Annotated in this window: 20 protein-coding genes and 1 riboswitch; of the genes, 10 read left to right on the top strand and 10 right to left on the bottom strand. The window is 70.4% G+C overall.

What is annotated here, in order from left to right; genetic code table 11:
• Nucleotides 1-34: 34 nt before the first annotated feature.
• The gene (locus ACFLIT_RS07575; RefSeq protein WP_479910600.1) at nt 35-667 is read right to left on the bottom strand and encodes a LysE family translocator; all 633 of its coding nucleotides are present in this window, start codon (nt 665-667) and stop codon (nt 35-37) included.
• Nucleotides 668-671: 4 nt separating this feature from the next.
• Nucleotides 672-1079, bottom strand: a complete 408-nt coding sequence (locus ACFLIT_RS07570) for an MAPEG family protein (RefSeq protein ID WP_479910759.1) — start codon at nt 1077-1079, stop codon at nt 672-674.
• A gap of 104 nt (nt 1080-1183) precedes the next feature.
• Here ACFLIT_RS07570 and ACFLIT_RS07565 point away from each other — a divergent pair, with 104 nt between their 5' ends.
• Nucleotides 1184-1387: a KTSC domain-containing protein gene (locus ACFLIT_RS07565; protein ID WP_479910599.1), complete on the top strand. Its 204-nt coding sequence runs from the start codon at nt 1184-1186 to the stop codon at nt 1385-1387.
• On the opposite strand, the gene ACFLIT_RS07560 is transcribed toward ACFLIT_RS07565, so the two are convergent.
• From ACFLIT_RS07560 to ACFLIT_RS07545, 4 genes are all read right to left on the bottom strand, one after another.
• The gene (locus ACFLIT_RS07560; protein ID WP_479910598.1) at nt 1388-2233 is read right to left on the bottom strand and encodes a class I SAM-dependent methyltransferase; all 846 of its coding nucleotides are present in this window, start codon (nt 2231-2233) and stop codon (nt 1388-1390) included. It lies immediately after the preceding gene.
• A 23-nt stretch (nt 2234-2256) separates the two neighbouring features.
• Nucleotides 2257-3489 (bottom strand): argininosuccinate synthase, encoded by a 1233-nt coding sequence (locus ACFLIT_RS07555; RefSeq protein WP_479910597.1) that lies wholly within the window; start codon nt 3487-3489, stop codon nt 2257-2259.
• 66 nt (nt 3490-3555) lie between these two features.
• Nucleotides 3556-3909 carry a hypothetical protein gene (locus tag ACFLIT_RS07550; RefSeq protein ID WP_479910596.1) on the bottom strand — a complete coding sequence of 118 codons (354 nt, stop codon included), beginning with the start codon at nt 3907-3909 and terminating at the stop codon, nt 3556-3558.
• A 9-nt stretch (nt 3910-3918) separates the two neighbouring features.
• The gene (locus ACFLIT_RS07545) at nt 3919-5889 is read right to left on the bottom strand and encodes a potassium transporter Kup (protein ID WP_479910595.1); all 1971 of its coding nucleotides are present in this window, start codon (nt 5887-5889) and stop codon (nt 3919-3921) included.
• A 192-nt stretch (nt 5890-6081) separates the two neighbouring features.
• Between ACFLIT_RS07545 and ACFLIT_RS07540 the strand changes: the two genes are divergently transcribed.
• From ACFLIT_RS07540 to ACFLIT_RS07525, 4 genes are all read left to right on the top strand, one after another.
• Complete coding sequence (locus tag ACFLIT_RS07540; RefSeq protein ID WP_479910594.1) at nt 6082-6501, top strand: Rrf2 family transcriptional regulator; 420 nt, start codon at nt 6082-6084, stop codon at nt 6499-6501.
• Between the two features lie 89 nt (nt 6502-6590).
• The gene (locus ACFLIT_RS07535; RefSeq protein WP_479910593.1) at nt 6591-7199 is read left to right on the top strand and encodes a flavodoxin family protein; all 609 of its coding nucleotides are present in this window, start codon (nt 6591-6593) and stop codon (nt 7197-7199) included.
• 78 nt (nt 7200-7277) lie between these two features.
• Nucleotides 7278-8111 (top strand): class I SAM-dependent methyltransferase, encoded by an 834-nt coding sequence (locus ACFLIT_RS07530; RefSeq protein WP_479910592.1) that lies wholly within the window; start codon nt 7278-7280, stop codon nt 8109-8111.
• A gap of 58 nt (nt 8112-8169) precedes the next feature.
• Nucleotides 8170-8970: an SDR family NAD(P)-dependent oxidoreductase gene (locus ACFLIT_RS07525; RefSeq protein WP_479910591.1), complete on the top strand. Its 801-nt coding sequence runs from the start codon at nt 8170-8172 to the stop codon at nt 8968-8970.
• Here the strand turns inward: ACFLIT_RS07525 and ACFLIT_RS07520 are convergent.
• A complete protein-coding gene (locus tag ACFLIT_RS07520; protein WP_479910590.1) occupies nt 8967-9731 on the bottom strand; it encodes a retropepsin-like aspartic protease family protein in 765 nt (254 codons plus the stop codon). The two genes, ACFLIT_RS07525 and ACFLIT_RS07520, sit on opposite strands and share 4 nt — an antisense overlap.
• Entirely contained in the window at nt 9731-10423 is a 693-nt protein-coding gene (locus tag ACFLIT_RS07515) for a MarC family protein (protein WP_479910589.1), read from the bottom strand. The genes ACFLIT_RS07520 and ACFLIT_RS07515 overlap by 1 nt, the downstream gene beginning before the upstream one ends.
• A 78-nt stretch (nt 10424-10501) precedes the next feature.
• Between ACFLIT_RS07515 and pyrF the strand changes: the two genes are divergently transcribed.
• The gene (gene pyrF, locus ACFLIT_RS07510) at nt 10502-11242 is read left to right on the top strand and encodes an orotidine-5'-phosphate decarboxylase (RefSeq protein WP_479910588.1); all 741 of its coding nucleotides are present in this window, start codon (nt 10502-10504) and stop codon (nt 11240-11242) included.
• A gap of 130 nt (nt 11243-11372) precedes the next feature.
• Here pyrF and ACFLIT_RS07505 read toward each other — a convergent pair whose 3' ends face one another.
• Nucleotides 11373-11558 carry a DUF1674 domain-containing protein gene (locus ACFLIT_RS07505; RefSeq protein ID WP_479910587.1) on the bottom strand — a complete coding sequence of 62 codons (186 nt, stop codon included), beginning with the start codon at nt 11556-11558 and terminating at the stop codon, nt 11373-11375.
• Nucleotides 11559-11611: 53 nt separating this feature from the next.
• Between ACFLIT_RS07505 and ACFLIT_RS07500 the strand changes: the two genes are divergently transcribed.
• From ACFLIT_RS07500 to ACFLIT_RS07490, 3 genes are read left to right on the top strand one after another with little or no spacing between them, the layout of a single operon-like run.
• Nucleotides 11612-12904 carry an RsmB/NOP family class I SAM-dependent RNA methyltransferase gene (locus ACFLIT_RS07500; RefSeq protein ID WP_479910586.1) on the top strand — a complete coding sequence of 431 codons (1293 nt, stop codon included), beginning with the start codon at nt 11612-11614 and terminating at the stop codon, nt 12902-12904.
• 13 nt (nt 12905-12917) lie between these two features.
• The gene (gene rpe / locus ACFLIT_RS07495) at nt 12918-13595 is read left to right on the top strand and encodes a ribulose-phosphate 3-epimerase (protein ID WP_479910585.1); all 678 of its coding nucleotides are present in this window, start codon (nt 12918-12920) and stop codon (nt 13593-13595) included.
• Nucleotides 13596-13627: 32 nt separating this feature from the next.
• Nucleotides 13628-15286 (top strand): heparinase II/III family protein, encoded by a 1659-nt coding sequence (locus ACFLIT_RS07490; protein ID WP_479910584.1) that lies wholly within the window; start codon nt 13628-13630, stop codon nt 15284-15286.
• Here ACFLIT_RS07490 and ACFLIT_RS07485 read toward each other — a convergent pair.
• Nucleotides 15283-15888, bottom strand: a complete 606-nt coding sequence (locus ACFLIT_RS07485) for a dioxygenase family protein (RefSeq protein WP_479910583.1) — start codon at nt 15886-15888, stop codon at nt 15283-15285. The genes ACFLIT_RS07490 and ACFLIT_RS07485 overlap by 4 nt on opposite strands.
• Before the next feature lie 85 nt (nt 15889-15973).
• A riboswitch (ZMP/ZTP riboswitch) is annotated at nt 15974-16052 on the top strand.
• Nucleotides 16053-16078: 26 nt separating this feature from the next.
• Here ACFLIT_RS07485 and purH point away from each other — a divergent pair.
• Nucleotides 16079-17668, top strand: coding sequence for a bifunctional phosphoribosylaminoimidazolecarboxamide formyltransferase/IMP cyclohydrolase (gene purH / locus ACFLIT_RS07480; RefSeq protein ID WP_479910582.1), 1590 nt, complete (start codon nt 16079-16081; stop codon nt 17666-17668).
• Nucleotides 17669-17740 lie beyond the last annotated feature (72 nt).

Below are 17740 nucleotides of genomic sequence, written 5' to 3'. Positions count from 1 at the left end.
CCCCGAAGAACACACTGGCCGAAAACACGTTGCGTCAGCCACGCCATAAGATGAGCGCTGCCGCAGACAAAAGTAAGGCGCCGACAACAAAGGAAAAATTGCGACGAAACGTTGCTTGGGTCATCCGCGCGGAGAGGGCGCCGCCGCTCAGTCCATAACTGGTCATGGCCACCATATCCAATCCGATCGTGGCGACCGCGAACATGGCCAACTGAGGTCCCGGCGGCCGTGCCGTGTCGAGAAACGGCGGCAGCACCACGGAGAAGAACAGCAGGAGCTTGGGATTGGTCGCCTGGACGAGAAAGCCGTCGCCGAAAGCCGTGCGCCCGACGGGCCGCGCCGTCGCTTTCGCCGCCGAGTCCCCACGCAAACCGGCGCGGATCGCCTGAACCCCCAGCCAGGCGACGTAGAGACCGCCGACGACGGCGAGGACGCGGAAGGCCAGCGGAAAGGCCACGACCAGGGCCCCCAGCCCGAGCGCGGCCGCCGCGAACCACATGAGGCTGGCGCAGTTCATGCCGATCACGCCCGACAGCGCCGCCCGGCGGCCCCGGTTCAGTCCCATGGCGATGGCGAAGAGGTTGGCGGGGCCGGGCGTGACGGCCATCACCGTCATGGCTCCGAGGAAGGCGACATAGCGAGCCGGATCGACGGGCAGACCGCCCAACGGGCTAGACACCGCCGGTCACCAGCAGCGCGCGGACCGCCCCGATGGCGGCGCCGATCAACAGCACGAAGGTCGCCGCCGCCTGCAGCCCGAAGCCGGGATAGCGCGCCTTGGCGTCCTTCATGTAGCCGACCCAATAGAGCAGTCGGCCGACGGTCCAGACCACGCCGAGGCCGGCGGCGACATAGTCGCTCCAGTAGAGGGCGAAGATCCACAGGGCCGGCAGGAAGATCGCCAGCCATTCGAGGGTGTTGCCCTGCACGCGCAGCGCCCGCTCGACCTGCGGCGCGCCGGTCATCGCCGGCGGCTCGACGCCGTGCTTCCGCCGGGTGCGCGACACGTTCATCCCTGTTCCGAGATAGACCAGCAGGGCGACGACGGTGACCAGGGCGACAAGATTATGCGGCTGCATCAACGAAACGCCTCCCAAGCTTGAGCGTCGGAACCTTACGTTTCAGGCGCGTTTCCTAGTGTGGCAACCCCCCGCGAACGCGGGATATGCGCAGGAGGCCGGTCATGCACGTCGACTCGACCGCAATTACCGACATCGACTACGAGGAAAACCACGGCAAGCTGATCGTCACCTTCACCGACGGCGACTGCTACGTCTACGTCGGGGTGCCCGGCGAGGTGCACCGCTCGTTCGTCGACGCCGACTCCAAGGGCAGCTTCTTCGCCTACGAGATCCGCGACCGGTATCCGTTCAACCGCCTTTCCTGATCAGGCCCGCGCTGAAACGAGCCAACAGGCGGCGGTCATCGGCGCGACGCCGTCCACCGCGTGCGGCGCGAGGGCCGCTCCGACCGCCTCACGCACCTGGGTGCGCACGGCTTCGGATTGGTCGCGCAGGATCGGCCCGAGCATGCCGAGGTCCAGGCTCAGCGCCATCAGTTCGTCGAAGCTCGCGGGCGTCGGCGTGTCGAGCGGCTCGATCTCGATGTCGCGCCAGCCGCTGCGTTCGAGGATGCCGCGCACCCGGTCCGGATCGGCGAAGGCGAAGCGGCCCGGCGCTCCCGGGGTCGGCGCCGGGATGGGCGGCAGGAATGGCCGGGCGGCGTCCACCGCCACGAGCGAGAGCGGGTTGTCCTGCGGCTTGCGCCAGCAGGTGAAGGCGAGGCGGCCGCCGGGAACCAGCGCTTTCCGCAGATTGGCGAAGGCGGCGTCGAAGTCCTCGAAGAACATCACCCCGAAGCGGGAGTAGACGACGTCGAAGCCGCCCGGCTCGAAAGAATGGGTCTGGGCGTCGGCCTCCAGGAAGTCGATGTTGGCGAGGCCCGACTTCGCGGCGGCCTCGCGGGCGCTTGCCAGCAGGGTCGCGGAGATGTCGACGCCGAGACACCGGCCGTCCGGAGCCGTGCGCCGGGCGAGATCGAGGCTGGTGTCCCCGGTCCCGCAGCCGACGTCCAGCACCCGGTCGCCCGGAGCGACCCGGGCCCGTGCGGCCGTCGCCTCGCCGACCGGGCGGTTCATCCGCTCCATCACCGGGTGCAGCGCCGCCCAGGCCCGGCCCATGGCGTCCTTCCAGTTCGCGCCCGTCAGGACGCCGGGCCTGTCGGTTTCGCTCATGGTCGGGCTCCGGAAGAATGATCCTAGCTGTTGTTGCGGCGGTCGCGCTTGGCGGCCACGCGCAGGCGCAGGGCGTTCAGCTTGATGAAGCCGGCGGCGTCGCGGTGATCGTAAGCCACCTTGCCTTCCTCGAAGGTGACGAGATCCTGGTCGTACAGCGAATAGGGGCTCTCGCGGCCGACGACGGTGACGTTGCCCTTGTAGAGCTTCACGGTGACACGGCCCGTCACCAGCGCCTGCGAATGGTCGATGGCCGCCTGCAGCATCAGGCGTTCCGGTGCGAACCAGAAGCCGTTGTAGACCATGCTGGCGTACTTCGGCATCAGCTCGTCCTTCAGGTGCATGGCGCCCCGGTCGAGGGTGATGCTTTCGATGCCGCGGTGGGCGGCCAGCAGGATCGTGCCGCCCGGAGTCTCGTAGACGCCGCGGCTCTTCATGCCGACGTAGCGGTTTTCCACGAGGTCGAGGCGGCCGACGCCGTTGTCGTGGCCCAGCTGGTTCAGCTTGGTCAGCAGGGCGGCCGGGCTCAGGCGCTCGCCGTCGATGGCGACCGGGTCGCCCTTCTCGAAGTCGATGGTGAAGACGGTCGGCTTATCCGGCGCATCCTCCGGGGCGATGGTGCGCATGTGCACGAACTCGGGGGCGGGCACGGCCGGGTCCTCGAGGACCTTACCTTCCGACGACGAGTGCAAGAGGTTGGCGTCGACGCTGAACGGGGCTTCGCCCAGCTTGTCCTTGGCGATCGGAATCTGGTTGTCGCGGGCGAACTCCAGCAGGGCCTCGCGGCTCTTGAAGTCCCACTCGCGCCAGGGGGCGATCACGGTGATGTCCGGTTCCAGGGCGTAGTAGCCGAGCTCGAAGCGGACCTGGTCGTTCCCCTTGCCGGTGGCGCCGTGGCAGACGGCGTCGGCGCCGACCTGGCGGGCGATCTCGATCTGGCGCTTGGCGATCAGCGGCCGGGCGATCGAGGTGCCGAGCAGGTACTGGCCTTCGTAGACGGTGTTGGCGCGGAACATCGGGAAGACGAAGTCGCGCACGAACTCCTCGCGCAGGTCATCGATGAAGATGTTCTCGGGCTTGATGCCCAGCAGCAGGGCCTTCTCGCGGGCCGGGCCCAACTCCTCGCCCTGGCCGAGGTCGGCGGTGAAGGTCACGACTTCCGCCTGGTACTCGGTCTGCAGCCACTTGAGGATGATCGAGGTGTCGAGGCCGCCGGAATAGGCGAGCACGACCTTCTTGACGGGCTTGGCGGCCATGAGCGGGGTCCTTCGGGGAGGGTTTGGGTGAAGTCGCGCGCCTTTAAGCGCGTGCGGCGTGAAGCATCAAGGCTCGTTCGCGCCGCCCGGCCCCAGGCTCTGCAGCACGGCGCGCAGATGGGTCAGGTGGATCAGGCCGAAGAGGGCGGTCAGCAGGCCGCGCGTTCCGAACAGGATGAGGGCCCAGGTCGCGTCGATGTCGCGGTTGGCGAGGCCCCAGAAGGTCAGGGCCAGCAGCACGATGGCGGCGACGGTGGGGGTGAAGGCCAGGGCGAGGCGCTTCGGCGCGAGGCCGCCCCAGGGCGCCGGAATGCGGGCGTCGTCCGGCACGCGCCGCCAGATGACGCGCGAGGCGCCCCAGATGATCGACAGGGCGGCGATGGTCACCCCATCGCCGAGCAGGCGCAGCGTCGTCTCCATGGCTGCGACCTATACCGTGACCTGGGCGCCCAACTCCACCACCCGGCCGGGCGGAATCTTGAAGAAGTCGGTCGGATTGGCGGCGTTCTTCATCAGGAAGATGAACAGCCGGTCCTGCCACAGCGGCATGCCCGAATGGGCCGAGGGCACGATCGAGCGGCGGCCGAGGAAGAAGCTGGTCGACATGATGTCGAACTTCAGCCCCTGCTTGCGGCAGACGGCCAGCGCCTTGGGCAGGTTCGGGCTCTCCATGAAGCCGTAGAACACCGTCACCTTCTTGAAGTCGTCGCTGATCCGCTCGATCGACACGCGGCTGTCCTCCGACAGGCGCGGGCTTTCGGCGGTGCGTACGGTCAGGATGACGTTCTTCTCGTGCAGAACCTTGTTGTGCTTGAGGTTGTGCATCAGGGCCACCGGCGTCATCTCGGTGTCCGAGGTCAGGAAGATCGCCGTGCCGGGCGCGCGGTGCGGTTGGCGGGCGGCCAGGATCTCCATCAGGTCGACCAGGGGCACGCTGTCGCGCCGCGTCTTTTCCGCCAGGATCTTGGCCCCGCGGTTCCAGGTCCACATGACCATCACCAGCACCCCGCCGAACGCCAGCGGCAGCCAGGCGCCGTCGGGCACCTTCAGCAGGTTGGCGGCGATGAACACCATGTCGAGCAGGGCCAGCGGCACCAGCAGGGCGAAGGTCTGGGCGTAGTTCCATTTCCAGACCAGCCGGATGACGACGTAGGCCAGCAGGGTGTCGACGAACATCGCCCCGGTCACCGCGATGCCGTAGGCGGCGGCCAGGCGGTGCGAGCTCTGGAAGATGACCAGCAGCACCAGCACCCCGATCATCAGCAGGGTGTTCACCGACGGCACGAAGATTTGGCCGGCCTGGGTCTCGGAGGTGCGCTTGATGTCGATGCGGGGCAGGAGGCCCAGTTGCACGGCCTGCTGGGTCATGGAGAAGGCGCCGGTGATCACCGCCTGCGAGGCGATGACCGTGGCGGCGGTGGCGAACACCAGGATCGGCCAGTAGGCCGCCTGCGGCACCATTTCCCAGAACGGATTGTGGCGGGTCTCCGGCTGCTGCAGCACCATGGCGCCCTGGCCGAGGTAGTTCAGCGCCAGGCAAGGGAAGGCGAGGTAGAGCCAGGCGGCCTGGATCGGCTTCTTCCCGAAATGGCCCATGTCGGCATAGAGCGCCTCGGCTCCCGTCACCGCCAGGAACACGCTGCCGAGGATGACGAAACCGACGAGGCCGTTCTCGCGCAGGAACAGAAAGCCGTAGGCGGGATTGATCGCCCGGAAGATCGACAGATCGTCGGCCAGATGGAAGACGCCCAGAGCCCCGAGGATCAGGAACCAGATCACCATCACCGGGCCGAACAGGGCCGCCACCCGGTGGGTGCCCTTCGACTGCACCAGGAACAGGCCGATCAGGATCACGCCGGAGATCGGCAGGATGTAGGGCGTGAACAGGTGGCCGACGCGGGGCGCGTCCTTCAGGCCCTCCACGGCCGAAAGCACCGAGATGGCCGGGGTGATGATGCCGTCGCCGTAGAACAGCGAGGCGCCGATCACCCCCAGCAGGAAGATGGCCGCCGACCGCTTGCCCTTGCTGCGTCCCAGCGCCTTCTGGGCCAGGGCCATCAGGGCCAGGGTGCCGCCCTCGCCCTTGTTGTCGGCCCGCATGAAGAAGACCACGTACTTGATGGTCACGAACAGCGTCAGCGTCCACAGCACCAGGGAGACGACGCCGAGCACGGCGATCTCCGGGTTGGCGGTTTCGCCGCGCGCGTGGCTCAGCGCCTCGCGCATCGAATAGAGCGGGCTGGTGCCGATGTCGCCGAACACCACCCCCACCGCGCCGAGCGCGAGGGCGAAAAAGCTGCCCTGGCCATGGGCGGCGGTGTGGGCAGACTGATGAGACGGCGCTTCGACGGCGGGGTCGGACGAGTTCGCCGGCATCGCGCCCGGGGCTTCGGGAGCCATTCAGGTCCTCCGGGCGCGCGGATCCGACGACGAGGGTCGGGGCGTCCCAAAAATCCGCCCGTGCAGGCAGCGGCGGGCGCGATACACCCTTTCGCAGCCGCACACAATCGTACCGTTCCTACGGGTGGGATTCGACATTTTCATTGAACGTGCGCGCAGGGCGCCTACGTTCCGTGCCGAGGTTGTATACCAATGTCCGACAGTCAGAAGTTTCCCGTCGCCGCTCACGCCCTCGCCTATCTGGCGCACAAGGGCGCGTTCGCGCCTGAGCAGGCGGTGTCCAGCGCGGCGCTGGCGGCTTCGATGCCGACCAATCCCGTGGTCGTTCGCCGCGTCACCTCCATGCTCGGCAAGGCCGGGCTGATCGGCGCCCGGGCCGGCGCCAACGGCGGCGCCTGGCTCCTGAAGCCCGCCGAGCAGATCACCCTCGACAACGTGCTGCGAGCGGTGAACGGCTGCGCCCACCTCGGCGTCGCGCCTCCGGGCGCCAAGGGCTGTCCGGTCGGCGAAAAGATTCCCGAGGCGGTCAGCGCCGCCATCGTCGCCGCCGACAAGGCCGTGGCCGAGCGCCTCGGCCAGATCACCGTCGCGGACCTGCTGAAAGACTGCTGAGAAAATCTGGGGGCGGCGCCCCTGGCGGTCGAGGATCGGCCTTAATATGTAATCGCCACCGATACGATTACGAATAAGGATCGACTTTCATGACCACCGTCGCCGTCGTCTACCATTCGGGCTATGGCCATACCGCGGTGCTGGCCGAGCAGGTCGCCGCGGGCGTTCGCGCCACGGGCGCCGAGGCCCGCCTGCTGCCCATCGAGAGCGCCGCCCAGGATTTCGGGCCGCTGCTCGAACAGGTTTCCGCGTCGGACGCCGTCGTGTTCGGCGCCCCGACCTACATGGGCGACGTCTCTGCCGCGTTCCGCGCCTTCGCCGAAGCCTCGTCGCGGGTGTTCGCCACCGGCGGCTGGCAGGACAAGCTGGCCGCGGGCTTCACCAACTCGCACAGCTTCTCGGGCGACAAGACCCACGCCCTGACCAGCCTGGCGATCCTCGCCGCCCAGCACGGCATGAACTGGGTCAACCTCGGGGTGCCCGCCCCGTCGGTGACCGCCGCCGAACGCGGGCCGGAGACGCTGAACCGCGTCGGCGCCTTCCTCGGCCTCGCCGCCCAGTCGGACAACGCCTCCGCCGAGATCACCCCGCCCACCGGCGACCGCCGCACGGCCTACCTGCTCGGCGAGCGCGTGGCCAAGGCCGCCCAGCGCTGGACGGCCGGCCAGGCCGCCGAACCGCTCGCCAACGCCGCCTGAGCTTCGCCGGACGCGCGAAGGCGGCTTGCGTGGCCGGGGCAAGCGCCGCATGGAGGTCGCGGCGAGCGGAGGCGTGTGATGTCGGTGAGGCTGAAGTTGGCGGCGAAGCTGCTGCTCGGACGCATCGATCCGTCCCTGGTGCTCGCCGCCCTGGCCCCTCCGCCGCCTGGGCCGCCGCCGCGGCCGGACGTCGCCCGCCACCCGGTCCTTCCAGGAGTCCTCCACGAAAACATCGACCAGCCCGCTCTCCATGCGGCGGCTGGGACGGCCTTCGAGCGCACCTACTACGCTCATGGCGGCCGGCCGATGTTCAAATGGGTCCATTATCTTCCGCTCTACGACCGCGCCCTTGCGCCCTATGTCGGCAAGCGGCCGCGGGTGCTGGAGATCGGCCTCGCCCAAGGCGGTTCGTTGCAGCTCTGGCGCGAGCACCTGGGCGAAGAAGCCCACATCGTCGGGCTGGATCTTAAGCCGGCCTGCGCCCGGTTCGCCGCCGACGGCTTTCCGATCTACATCGGCGACCAAGGCGATCCCAAGCTGCTCGCCCGGATCGCCGCCGAACACGGCCCGTTCGACATCGTCATCGACGACGGCAGCCACATCACCCATCACCAGATCGCCAGCTTCAAGGCCCTTTGGCCGCACGTGAAGACCGGCGGCGTCTATGTGTGCGAGGATTTGCACTCCAACTACTGGCCGGGCTGGGAAGGCGGCCTGGATCGCGATGACAGCTTCATCGCCTTCACCAAGCGGCTGATCGACAAGCTGCACGACAAGTACTGGCGCGGCGCCGAACTCGACGATCCGACGTCGGAAGAGATCGACTACATCACTCTCGCCGACAGCATCGCCTTCTTTCACAAGCGCGCGCCGACGCCGACGCACATGGATATGGTCGGCCAGCAGGGCTGAGCTTGAACAGACCGGAGGCGCGGGCCACTCTGAGGCCGCGCTTCATAGAGTTTTCCGCATGCCTCGCCGCCTCGCCTTGATCACCGGCGCTTCCGCCGGCATCGGGGCCGCCTTCGCCCGCATCTACGCCTCCAACGGCTATGACGTGGCCCTGACCGCCCGTCGCGCCGACCGGCTGGAGGAGCTGTCGAACGAACTGACCCTGCGTTACGGCGTCGAGGCCCTGGCCGTTCCGGCCGACCTCGCCGAGGCGGGCGCCGTCGACGCCGTCCTCGGGCGCCTCGCCGCCGAGGGCCGCGAGATCGACGCCCTGGTCAACAACGCCGGCTACAGCATCTCCGGCGCCTATGCCGGTTCGGATTGGTCGGCCCAGGCGGCGATGCTGCAGGTGCTGGTCGGGGTGGTCTGCGAGGCCAGCCACAAGGTGCTGCCGGGCATGCTGGAGCGGCGCTTCGGGCGCATTGTCAACGTCGCCTCCCTGGCCGGCCTGATCCCCGCCTCGCCGCACGCCACCCTCTACGGCGCCTGCAAAAGCTTCCTGGTGAAGTTCTCCCAGACCCTGCATCTCGAAACGCTGAACACCGGCGTCCACGTCTCGGCCCTCTGCCCGGGCCTTACCTATTCGGAATTCCACGACGTCGACGGCAGCCGCGCCCGCCTGGAGGCGGCGACGCCGGAATGGATGTGGATGGGCGCCGACGAGGTGGCGGCTCACGGCTACGAGGCGGTGGAGGCCAACCGCCCGGTCAGCGTCACGGGCGCGCCCAACAAGGCCATCGCCGCCTCCGCCAAGCTGATCCCCGACGACTGGGGCCTGGCCCTGATCGCCAGCCAGGGCGGCCGCTTCCGCCCTCGTTAAGGCGCCGCCCGCCAAGCGAGAGTCAGACGGTCGCCGCGCACCTGGTAGGATTCCAGGTCGCCGAGAAAACTCATGCCGAGCAGCGAGGTCGACATCGGCGCCTGGTTGATCATCACCCGGAAATTGTCCGCCCGGATCGGCCCCACCTCCAGCCGGTCCACGGTCGCGGCCGCCGCGTAGCCGACGCCGTTGGCTGTCTCGGCCCGGTAGCCGTAGTCGAGGGCGGAGAGATCGATGCCCAGGCGCTGGGCGTCGCCAGGGCTCAGCACCGTGTCGGTCGCGCCGGTGTCGACGAGGAAGCGCACCGGCTGGCCGTTCACCCGCCCCACCAGCACGAAGTGGCCGCTCTCGTCGCGCGGCACGACCAGCTCCCGCTCGCCGGTCGCCACCGGCGTCCCGCCCCCGAAGGCGACGCGTACGCGCCGGCCCGCGTCCTCGAACACATCGCGATAGGCATAGCCGACCGCCAACACGGCGAAGATCGCCGCCCAGATGGCGATGTGGGCGAGGTGCTGGCGGATCCTGCCGCGCTCCAGCCGCAGGGCGCCGGCGGACAGGAGAATGAGGAAGCCGACGCCATAGGCGACCGACCACCAGTCCTCCTTGCTGTTCATCGCCGAGGGGAAGGCGCGGGCGAGGGCCAGCATCAGCCCGATGACGGCGGCGATCAGCAGTATCCACAGCCATCGCTGATGACGCGGCGGGGGCGGCTCCTCCACCGGCGGTTGGGGACGGGTCCAGGGGCTGCCAGCCTCGGACATCAGTGACCCGCCGCATAGGGCGCCGCGGCCGCGGGAATGATCAGCCCCCGCGTCGCGTCGCCCACGCCCGCGATGATGAACTGCACGGCCATGGCGCAGAGGATGAGGCCCAGCACCCGCACCACGATGGTCATGCCGATGCGGCCGAGCAGCCTGGAGATGACCGGCGTCGCCCAGAAGGTCAGCACCACCACCACCGACACCGCGGCGATCGATGCGATGCCGCCGGCCATGCCGGTGAGGCCCAGCGGCTGGGCGTCGCTGGCGAAGATCACCACCGTGGAGATCGCGCCCGGCCCGATCAGCAGCGGCATGGCGAAGGGCACGATCAGCTTTTCGAACCGCTTGCGGGCATAGCCGCGCGTCGAAAGGTCGGCCTCGTCGGCGGCGTCGGCGAACTTGGCGGTGAAGTCGTCGCGCGCCATGTCCAGGCCAAGCAGGAACAGGATGATGCCGCCGGCGATGCGGAAGGCCGGCAGGGAGATGCCGAAGAACTCCAGCAGGCTCAGGCCCGTGAAGTAGAAGATGGTCAGGAAACCGAGGACGAACAGGCCGATGTAGACCGCGATCAGCCGGCGCTGCGAGGCGTTGGCGCCGGAGGTGGCGGCGGCGAACACCGGCACGTTGCCGATCGGGTCGATCAGCGCGAACAGGGCGACGAAGAAGTTGACGAAAAGGTCGGTCTGGCCCATTCGATGGTCTCGCCCCACACTTGAAGATCGCATCCGCGCCGGTTGAGGCCGCAGGCGCGCGCACGCAGAGGAGCGAACATGCCCGCCCAAGCCCTCGCCGAGCAAGCCCCTGCCACGCTTCGCGCCGATCCGCGCCTGATCGTGCCGCTCGACCTGCCGACTGTCGTCGAGGCCGAGGCCATGGTCGAACGCCTGGGCGACGCGGTCAGCTTCTACAAGGTCGGGCTGGAGCTGCTGGCCACCGGGGGCATGGCCTTCGCCGGCCGCCTCAAGGCCGCCGGCCGCCAGGTCTTCCTCGACTGGAAGCTGCACGATATCGGGGCCACGGTCCGCAAGTCGACGGCGGCCCTGGCCGGCAGCGGCTGCGACCTGCTCACCGTCCACGCCGAACCGCAGGTGATGCGCGCGGCGGTCCAAGGTCGGGGTTCGGGCTCCAGTCTGAAGATTCTGGGGGTCACGGTCCTGACCAGCCTGACCGACACCGACCTCGTCGAGCTCGGCTACGGCTTCACCGCTCGCGACCTCGTCGCCCGCCGGGTGCGCCAGGCGCTGGACTGCGGCGTCGATGGCGTGGTCTCCAGCCCGCACGAGGCGGCGCTGGTGCGCGAGATCGCGCTGGCCGCCGGCCGCCCGGACTTCCTGATCGTCACGCCCGGCGTGCGCCCCGCCTGGTCCGGCAAGGACGACCAGGCCCGCGCCGCCGCGCCGGCCGACGCGCTGGCGGCCGGGGCCAGCCACCTGGTCTGCGGCCGCCCGATCACCGGAGCCGCCGATCCGCACGCGGCGGCGCTGAGGGTGGTCGAGGAGATGGCGGCCTAAAACCCCATGAGTGCTTCGACTGGCGCTGCGCGCCGCTCAGCATGACGTAGGGTTTCAGCTTACAGACACCGTCATCCTGAGCAGGCCGCGCAAGCGGCCGTGTCGAAGGACGCACAGCGTGGCCGCGATCTCAGAAATCGACCGCGATCCCCTTACGCTCCCAGTCGCCGAACCGCGTCGGCTCCGGCCCCTTCGGGCCACCCAGTTCGGCCTGCTTTTCCGCCTCGGCCTTGGCGGCCGCACGGCGTTCCTCGGCCTCGGCCAGGGCGCGCTGGGCGGCGGGGGTGAGAACCTTCTTGGGCGCTTCGTCTTCCATGGCGGCAGCTTACGCCCCTTGCGCCGGGCGCGAAAACCCTTGAGGACGCCGCGATGTCGTCTGAAAGCACCTTGTCCGAGGGACTGCCCGCCCGCGCCGCCGCCATCGAGCTGCTGACCGCCGCCCTGCAACGCCGCGCCGGCGCCGACGAAGCGCAGGGCGGCAAGGCTTTTCAATCCCTGGCCCCGCGCGACCGCGCCTTCGCCCGCGCCCTGTTCCTGGCGACCCTGCGCCACCTCGGCCCGGTCGACCGGCTGCTGGCCGCCAAGCTGACCCGCGAGCCGCCGGAGGCGGTGCGCCACATCCTGCGCATCGGCGCGGTGCAGGCGCTCTACATGGGCGCGCCGCCGCATGCGGCGGTGGCCACCAGCGTCGATCTGGCCGACAGCCGTCGGGACACGCGGGCCTTCAAGGGTCTGGTCAACGCCGTCCTGCGAGGCCTGCTGCGCGACAAGCCGGCCGCCCCGGCGCCGGCCGATTTCGCGCCGCCCTGGCTGTTCGCCCGTTGGACCGCCGCCTATGGCCGCGAGGCCGCCGAGGCCGTCGCCGCCCTGATCCCGGCCGAGCCGCCCACCGACCTGTCGCTGAAGTCGGACAGCGACGCGGCCCGCCTGGCCGGCGACCTGCAGGCGACCGTCCTGCCCGGCGGCTCCCTGCGCAGCGCCCTGCGCGGCGACGTCGCCGGCTGGCCCGACTACACGGAGGGTTCGTGGTGGGTGCAGGACGCCGCCGCCGCCATCCCCGCGCGTCTGCTGCATGTCAAGGCCGGCGAGACCGCCCTCGATCTCTGCGCCGCGCCGGGCGGCAAGACGCTGCAGCTGGCCGCCGCCGGCGCCGAGGTCACCGCCCTCGATCGCTCGGCTGCGAGGCTCAGGCGGGTCGGCGAAAATCTCGCCCGCATGGGACTGGCCGCCGAGGTGATCGCCGCCGACGCCGGCGCCTGGGACGATGCGCGTGAGTTCGACGCCGTGCTGCTGGACGCCCCGTGCTCGGCCACAGGCACGTTCCGCCGCCATCCCGACGTGCTGTGGGCCGCGCGCCCGGGCGATGTCGCCGCCCTCTCGCAGACCCAGGCCAAGCTGCTGGCGTCGGCCGCCAGCCGCGTGAAGCCGGGCGGTCGCCTCGTCTACACCGTCTGCTCGCTGGAGCCGGAAGAGGGCGAGGGCCAGGTCGCCGCCTTCCTCGCCGCCCATCCCGAGATGGCGCTGGAGCCGGTCACGCCGGGCGAAGGCGGGGCGCCCGCCGCCAGCATCCGCGACGACGGCACGCTGCGCATCCTGCCGCATCACGCCGAGGGCGGCCTCGACGGCTTCTTCGCCGCGCGCTTCCGGCGCAAGGCGGACTGAGTTAGGAACTCTTATGACTCTCGCACGCAGCAACGACGGCCCGATCATCGCCCCCTCCATCCTGGCGGCGGACTTCGCGCGCCTGGGCGAGGAAGTGCGGGCGGTGGAGGCGGCCGGCGCCGACTGGCTGCACGTCGATGTCATGGACGGCCACTTCGTGCCCAACATCACCATCGGGCCGATGGTGGTCAAAGCGCTGCGCCCGCACGTGAAGATTCCGATCGACGTGCATCTGATGATCGCTCCGGTCGATCCCTACCTCGAGGCCTATCGCGAGGCCGGCGCCGACATCCTCTCGGTGCACCCCGAATCCGGCCCGCACCTGCACCGCACCCTGGGCCGCATCCGCGAGCTGGGCGCCCAGGCCGGCGTGGTGCTGAACCCCGGCACGCCGCCGGACCTCGTGGAAGAGGTGATCGAGCTGGTCGACCTCGTGCTGATCATGAGCGTGAACCCGGGCTTCGGCGGTCAGAAGTTCATCGCTTCCCAGCTACGCAAGATCGAGCGCGTGCGCGCCATGATCGACGCGGCCGGCACAGGCGCCCTGATCGAGGTCGACGGCGGAGTTGTCGCGTCCAACGCCCGCGCCTGCGTCGACGCCGGCGCCGACGCCCTGGTGGCCGGCACGGCGGTGTTCGGCGGTGGTCCGTCCACCTACGCCGCCGCCATCCGCGCCCTCAAGGACGCCTGATCCCCGCCATGGCCGAGGCCAGGGCGCCCCTCATGCTCCGCGCCGCCGGCCAGGCGGTAGCCCGCCAGGCCGAGGCGGAATGGTTCGGCTCGCCTTTCCACCGCTTTTTCCTCGCCCGGCCCGCGACGCGGGGATTCGCCCTGCGCCCACGCGACAGCCGACCCGCCGACCCGGCGCGCGGCCGCCAGATCCTGGCCGGAACGTTTCGCCTTGGCGGTGCGGTCCTTGAGCTTGGCCCCGAGGGCGATCCCTTCGACCGGCCGAGCCCGACCCGTCCCTTCGCCGTCGCCCTGCACCGTTTCGGCTGGCTGCCCGACCTCGTGGCGGTCGGCGATGAAGGCGTGCGTCGCGCCCTGGCCCTGCAGGCCGACTGGCGGCGCGGTTTCGGCCGCTGGAACGGCTTCTCCTGGGGTGGCGAGACACTGGAGCGGCGGGTGTTCAACCTCGCCTGCGCCGCCTCCGTCCTGGCGGGCTCCGCCGCCGACGCCGAGATCGCCCAGCTGGCGGAAGACCTCGCCCGCCAGGCCCGACACCTGCTGGACATCACCCGCGATCCGGCCCGCGCCGCCGAGCGCGCGGCGGTCGCCGCCCTGGCCGGTTGCGCCCTGGCCGAGACGGCGGGGGAGAAGCTGACCGCCGAGGCGATGAAGCGGCTCGAACGCCTGCTGCCCAGGGCGGTGCTCGCCGACGGCGTCCACGCCTCGCGCTGCCCGGAGACGGGCATGGAGCTGCTGTTCGATCTGATGGCGCTCGACGACGCCCTGGCCCAGCGCGGTCGGGCCGCGCCCGAGATTCTGTCCCAGACGATCGACCGCCTGACCGCCGCCACCCGCTTCTTCACCCTGGCCGACGGCCGTCTCCCCGGCTTCCAGGGCGGCGAGACCTCCGGCGCCGGCCGCGTCGCCGCGGCCCTGTTGCGCGCCGACGCCGAACGGACGGTTCCCGGCGGTCTGGCCGAGGGCGGCTACCAGCGCCTCGCGGGGCGAGAGCTGCAGGCCATCGTCGACGTCGCCGCCCCCGCCCGCGGCGCCCACGCCGTGACGGCCTGCGCCCAGCCCCTGGCGCTGGAGGTCGTCTGCGGCCGGGAACGCCTGATCACCAGTTGCGGCTGGAGCGCCGGCCGTGGGACTCCCCAGGCTTTCCGCCGCGTCGACGCCGCTTCCACCGCCGCCCCGGTCGGAGGCTCGGCGGGCGAGCCCCTCGATGGCCTGATGGCGCGCATTCTCGGCCCGGTGCTGATCGGCGCCCCGGCCAGCGTCGCCGCCCAACGCCACGACACCGAGGCCGGCGGGTTCCTGGAGCTGTCCCACGACGCCTTCGCCGCCGCCACCGGCCTGCGCCATACCCGCAAGCTGTTCTTGGACGCCGCCGCCGACGAACTGCGCGGCGAGGATGTGTTCGAACCGGCGTCGGACGCGGAGATCGCCCACACCCCCTTCGTCGTCCGCTTCCACCTGCACCCGGACGCCCGCGCCTCCCTGGCGCGCGACGGCAAGAGCGTGCTGATCAAACCCTCCCCGACCAGCGCCGGTTGGTGGCTGCGCAACGATGCGCCCGAGGTCTCGGTGGAGAGCAGCGTCCATTTCGATCATGGCGAGGCGCGGCCCTGCGGCCAGATCGTCCTGCGCGGCCAGGCCCGCCCCGGCAAGGGCGGCCGCATCCGCTGGAAGCTGACCCAGGCGGAAAGCTAGGCCAGGACCACGTCCCACTGCGTGCGCCAGCCGGTCGGCGCGCGATCCAGCCTGGCCAGAACCAGCGATCGGTCGGCCGGCGCCAGCCGCCGGAACACGCCGTCGCGCTCGTTCTGCGGCTCACCCTCGACCAGCATCTGGGTGGTCAGCACCCGGCCGTCCGGGCGGTAGACCTTGTAATGGATGTGCGGCGTGCGACCGGGGTAGGCGACCGGCCGGATGGTGCGAAAAGCATAGCGTCCGTCCGCGCCGACTTTCAGGCGGGCGAAACCCTGGAAGCCGGGATCGCCGCCGCCCCGCCTGGCGTCCGCCGTGGCGATGTAGCGGCCGTTGGCGTCGCATTGCCAGATCTCGACCATGGCGCCGGCGACCGGTCGCCCGTCGAGGCCGAGCACCTGGCCGCGAAGGTCGAGCAACTCGCCCTTGGCCTGTCGTCGGGCGGTCTGCACGAGGTCCGGATCGGTCTCGGCGGGCATCACGTCGGGATAGAAGGGCCCCTCGGTCTGGGCCGGGGTCGGTCGCCGTGCATCGGCGGCGAAGGCGGAGGGGGCCGCCAGCAATCCGGCGGCGGCAAGCAGGGCGTCACGACGGCTGAGGGTCATGGCCAAGGCTCCGATATGTCGCGGCCATTAAGCGCCGAAATCGCCTCTGCGTCGATGACATCGGCCGATTTCCGGCCTATAGGGCCTGCGCCTGCGTAACTGGCGCTAGAGATGGTCACCATCGGGGAGCGCAGGCAGCTACGCCGCGCGCCTGGGCTCCTCGCAAACCGCCTGCCGGAGTCCGCCTGAAATGCCCGCCGCCCCCGACTATCCGAAAGCCGCCGACGCCGCGCCCGTCCGCCGCGCCCTGCTGTCCGTTTCCGACAAGACCGGACTGATCGAGGCGGCGACCGCCCTGGTCGAACTCGGCGTCGAGCTGGTGTCGACCGGCGGCACCCGCGCCGCCATCGCCGCCGCCGGCCTGCCGGTGAAGGACGTCTCCGACCTGACCGGCTTCCCCGAGATGATGGACGGCCGGGTGAAGACCCTGCACCCCGTCGTCCACGGCGGGCTCCTCGGGGTGCGCGACGCCCCGGCCCACGCCCAGGCGATGAGCGAGCACGGCATCGGCGGCATCGATCTCCTGTATGTGAACCTCTACCCCTTCGAGGCGACCGTGGCCTCGGGCGCCGGCTATGATGCTTGCGTCGAGAACATCGACATCGGCGGCCCGGCCATGATCCGCTCGGCCGCCAAGAACCACGCCTATGTCTGCGTCTGCACCGAGCCCGGCGACATCGCCGAGGTGATCGCCGCCCTGAAGGCCGACAAGACGACGCCGCTGGCCCTGCGCCAGAGCCTCGCCGCCCGCGCCTACGCCCGCACCGCCGGCTATGACGCCGCCATCAGCGCCTGGTTCGCCGGCCAGCTCGGCGACGCTCAGCCGGTCCGCAAGGCTGTCGCCGGCCAGCTGCGCCAGGGGCTGCGCTACGGCGAAAATCCGCACCAGACGGCCGCCTTCTACGTCACCGGCGAGAATCGCCCCGGTGTCGCCAACGCCCGTCAGGTGCAGGGCAAGGCGCTGAGCTACAACAATATCGCCGACACCGACGCGGCCTTCGAGCTGATCGCGGAGTTCGGGGAGGGCCAGGCGACCTGCGCCATCATCAAGCACGCCAACCCCTGCGGCGTGGCCCTGGGCGGCGACCTGAAGGAAGCCCACGCCCGCGCCCTGGCTTGCGACCCCACCTCGGCCTTCGGCGGCATCGTCGCCGTCAACCGGCCGCTGACCGGCGAGGCGGCGGCCGAGATCGTCAAGGTGTTCACGGAGGTGGTCATCGCGCCGGGCGCCGACGAAGAGGCCCTGGCCATCTTCGCGGCCAAGCCGAACCTGCGCCTGCTGCTCACCGACGGCCTGCCCGATCCGCTGAGCGGCGGCGAGGTGTTCCGGTCGGTGGCCGGCGGCTTCCTGGTGCAGTCGCGCGACGCCGCCCGCATCCTGCCCTCCGACCTGAAGATCGTGACCAAGCGCCAGCCCACCGACCAGGAGGTCGAGGACATGCTGTTCGCCTTCGCCGTGGCCAAGCACGTCAAGTCCAACGCCATCGTCTTCGGCAAGGGCGGCCAGACGCTGGGCATCGGCGCCGGCCAGATGAACCGCAAGGACTCGGCCCGCATCGCCGCCATCCGCGCCGCCGACTTCGGCCTGGACCTGACGGGCAGCGCCTGCGCCTCGGAAGCCTTCTTCCCCTTCGCCGACGGCCTGATCCAGGCGGCCGAAGCGGGCGCCCGGGCGATCATCCAGCCGGGCGGCTCGATGCGCGACGCCGAGGTCATCGCCGCCGCCGACGAGCGCGGCCTGACCATGGCCTTCACCGGCGTGCGGGTGTTTCGCCACTAGAGCGCGCCAGGGCTAAGTGTGCGCGGTTAACCCGCCCAGGCGCGCTCTAAACATTAGAAAGTAGAGCCTTTT

The sequence above is a fragment of the Caulobacter sp. HJHS_5 genome, from assembly GCF_056683955.1.
The sequence above is the reverse complement of the archived record's forward strand: the minus strand, read 5'-3'. Positions and strand labels throughout refer to the sequence as shown.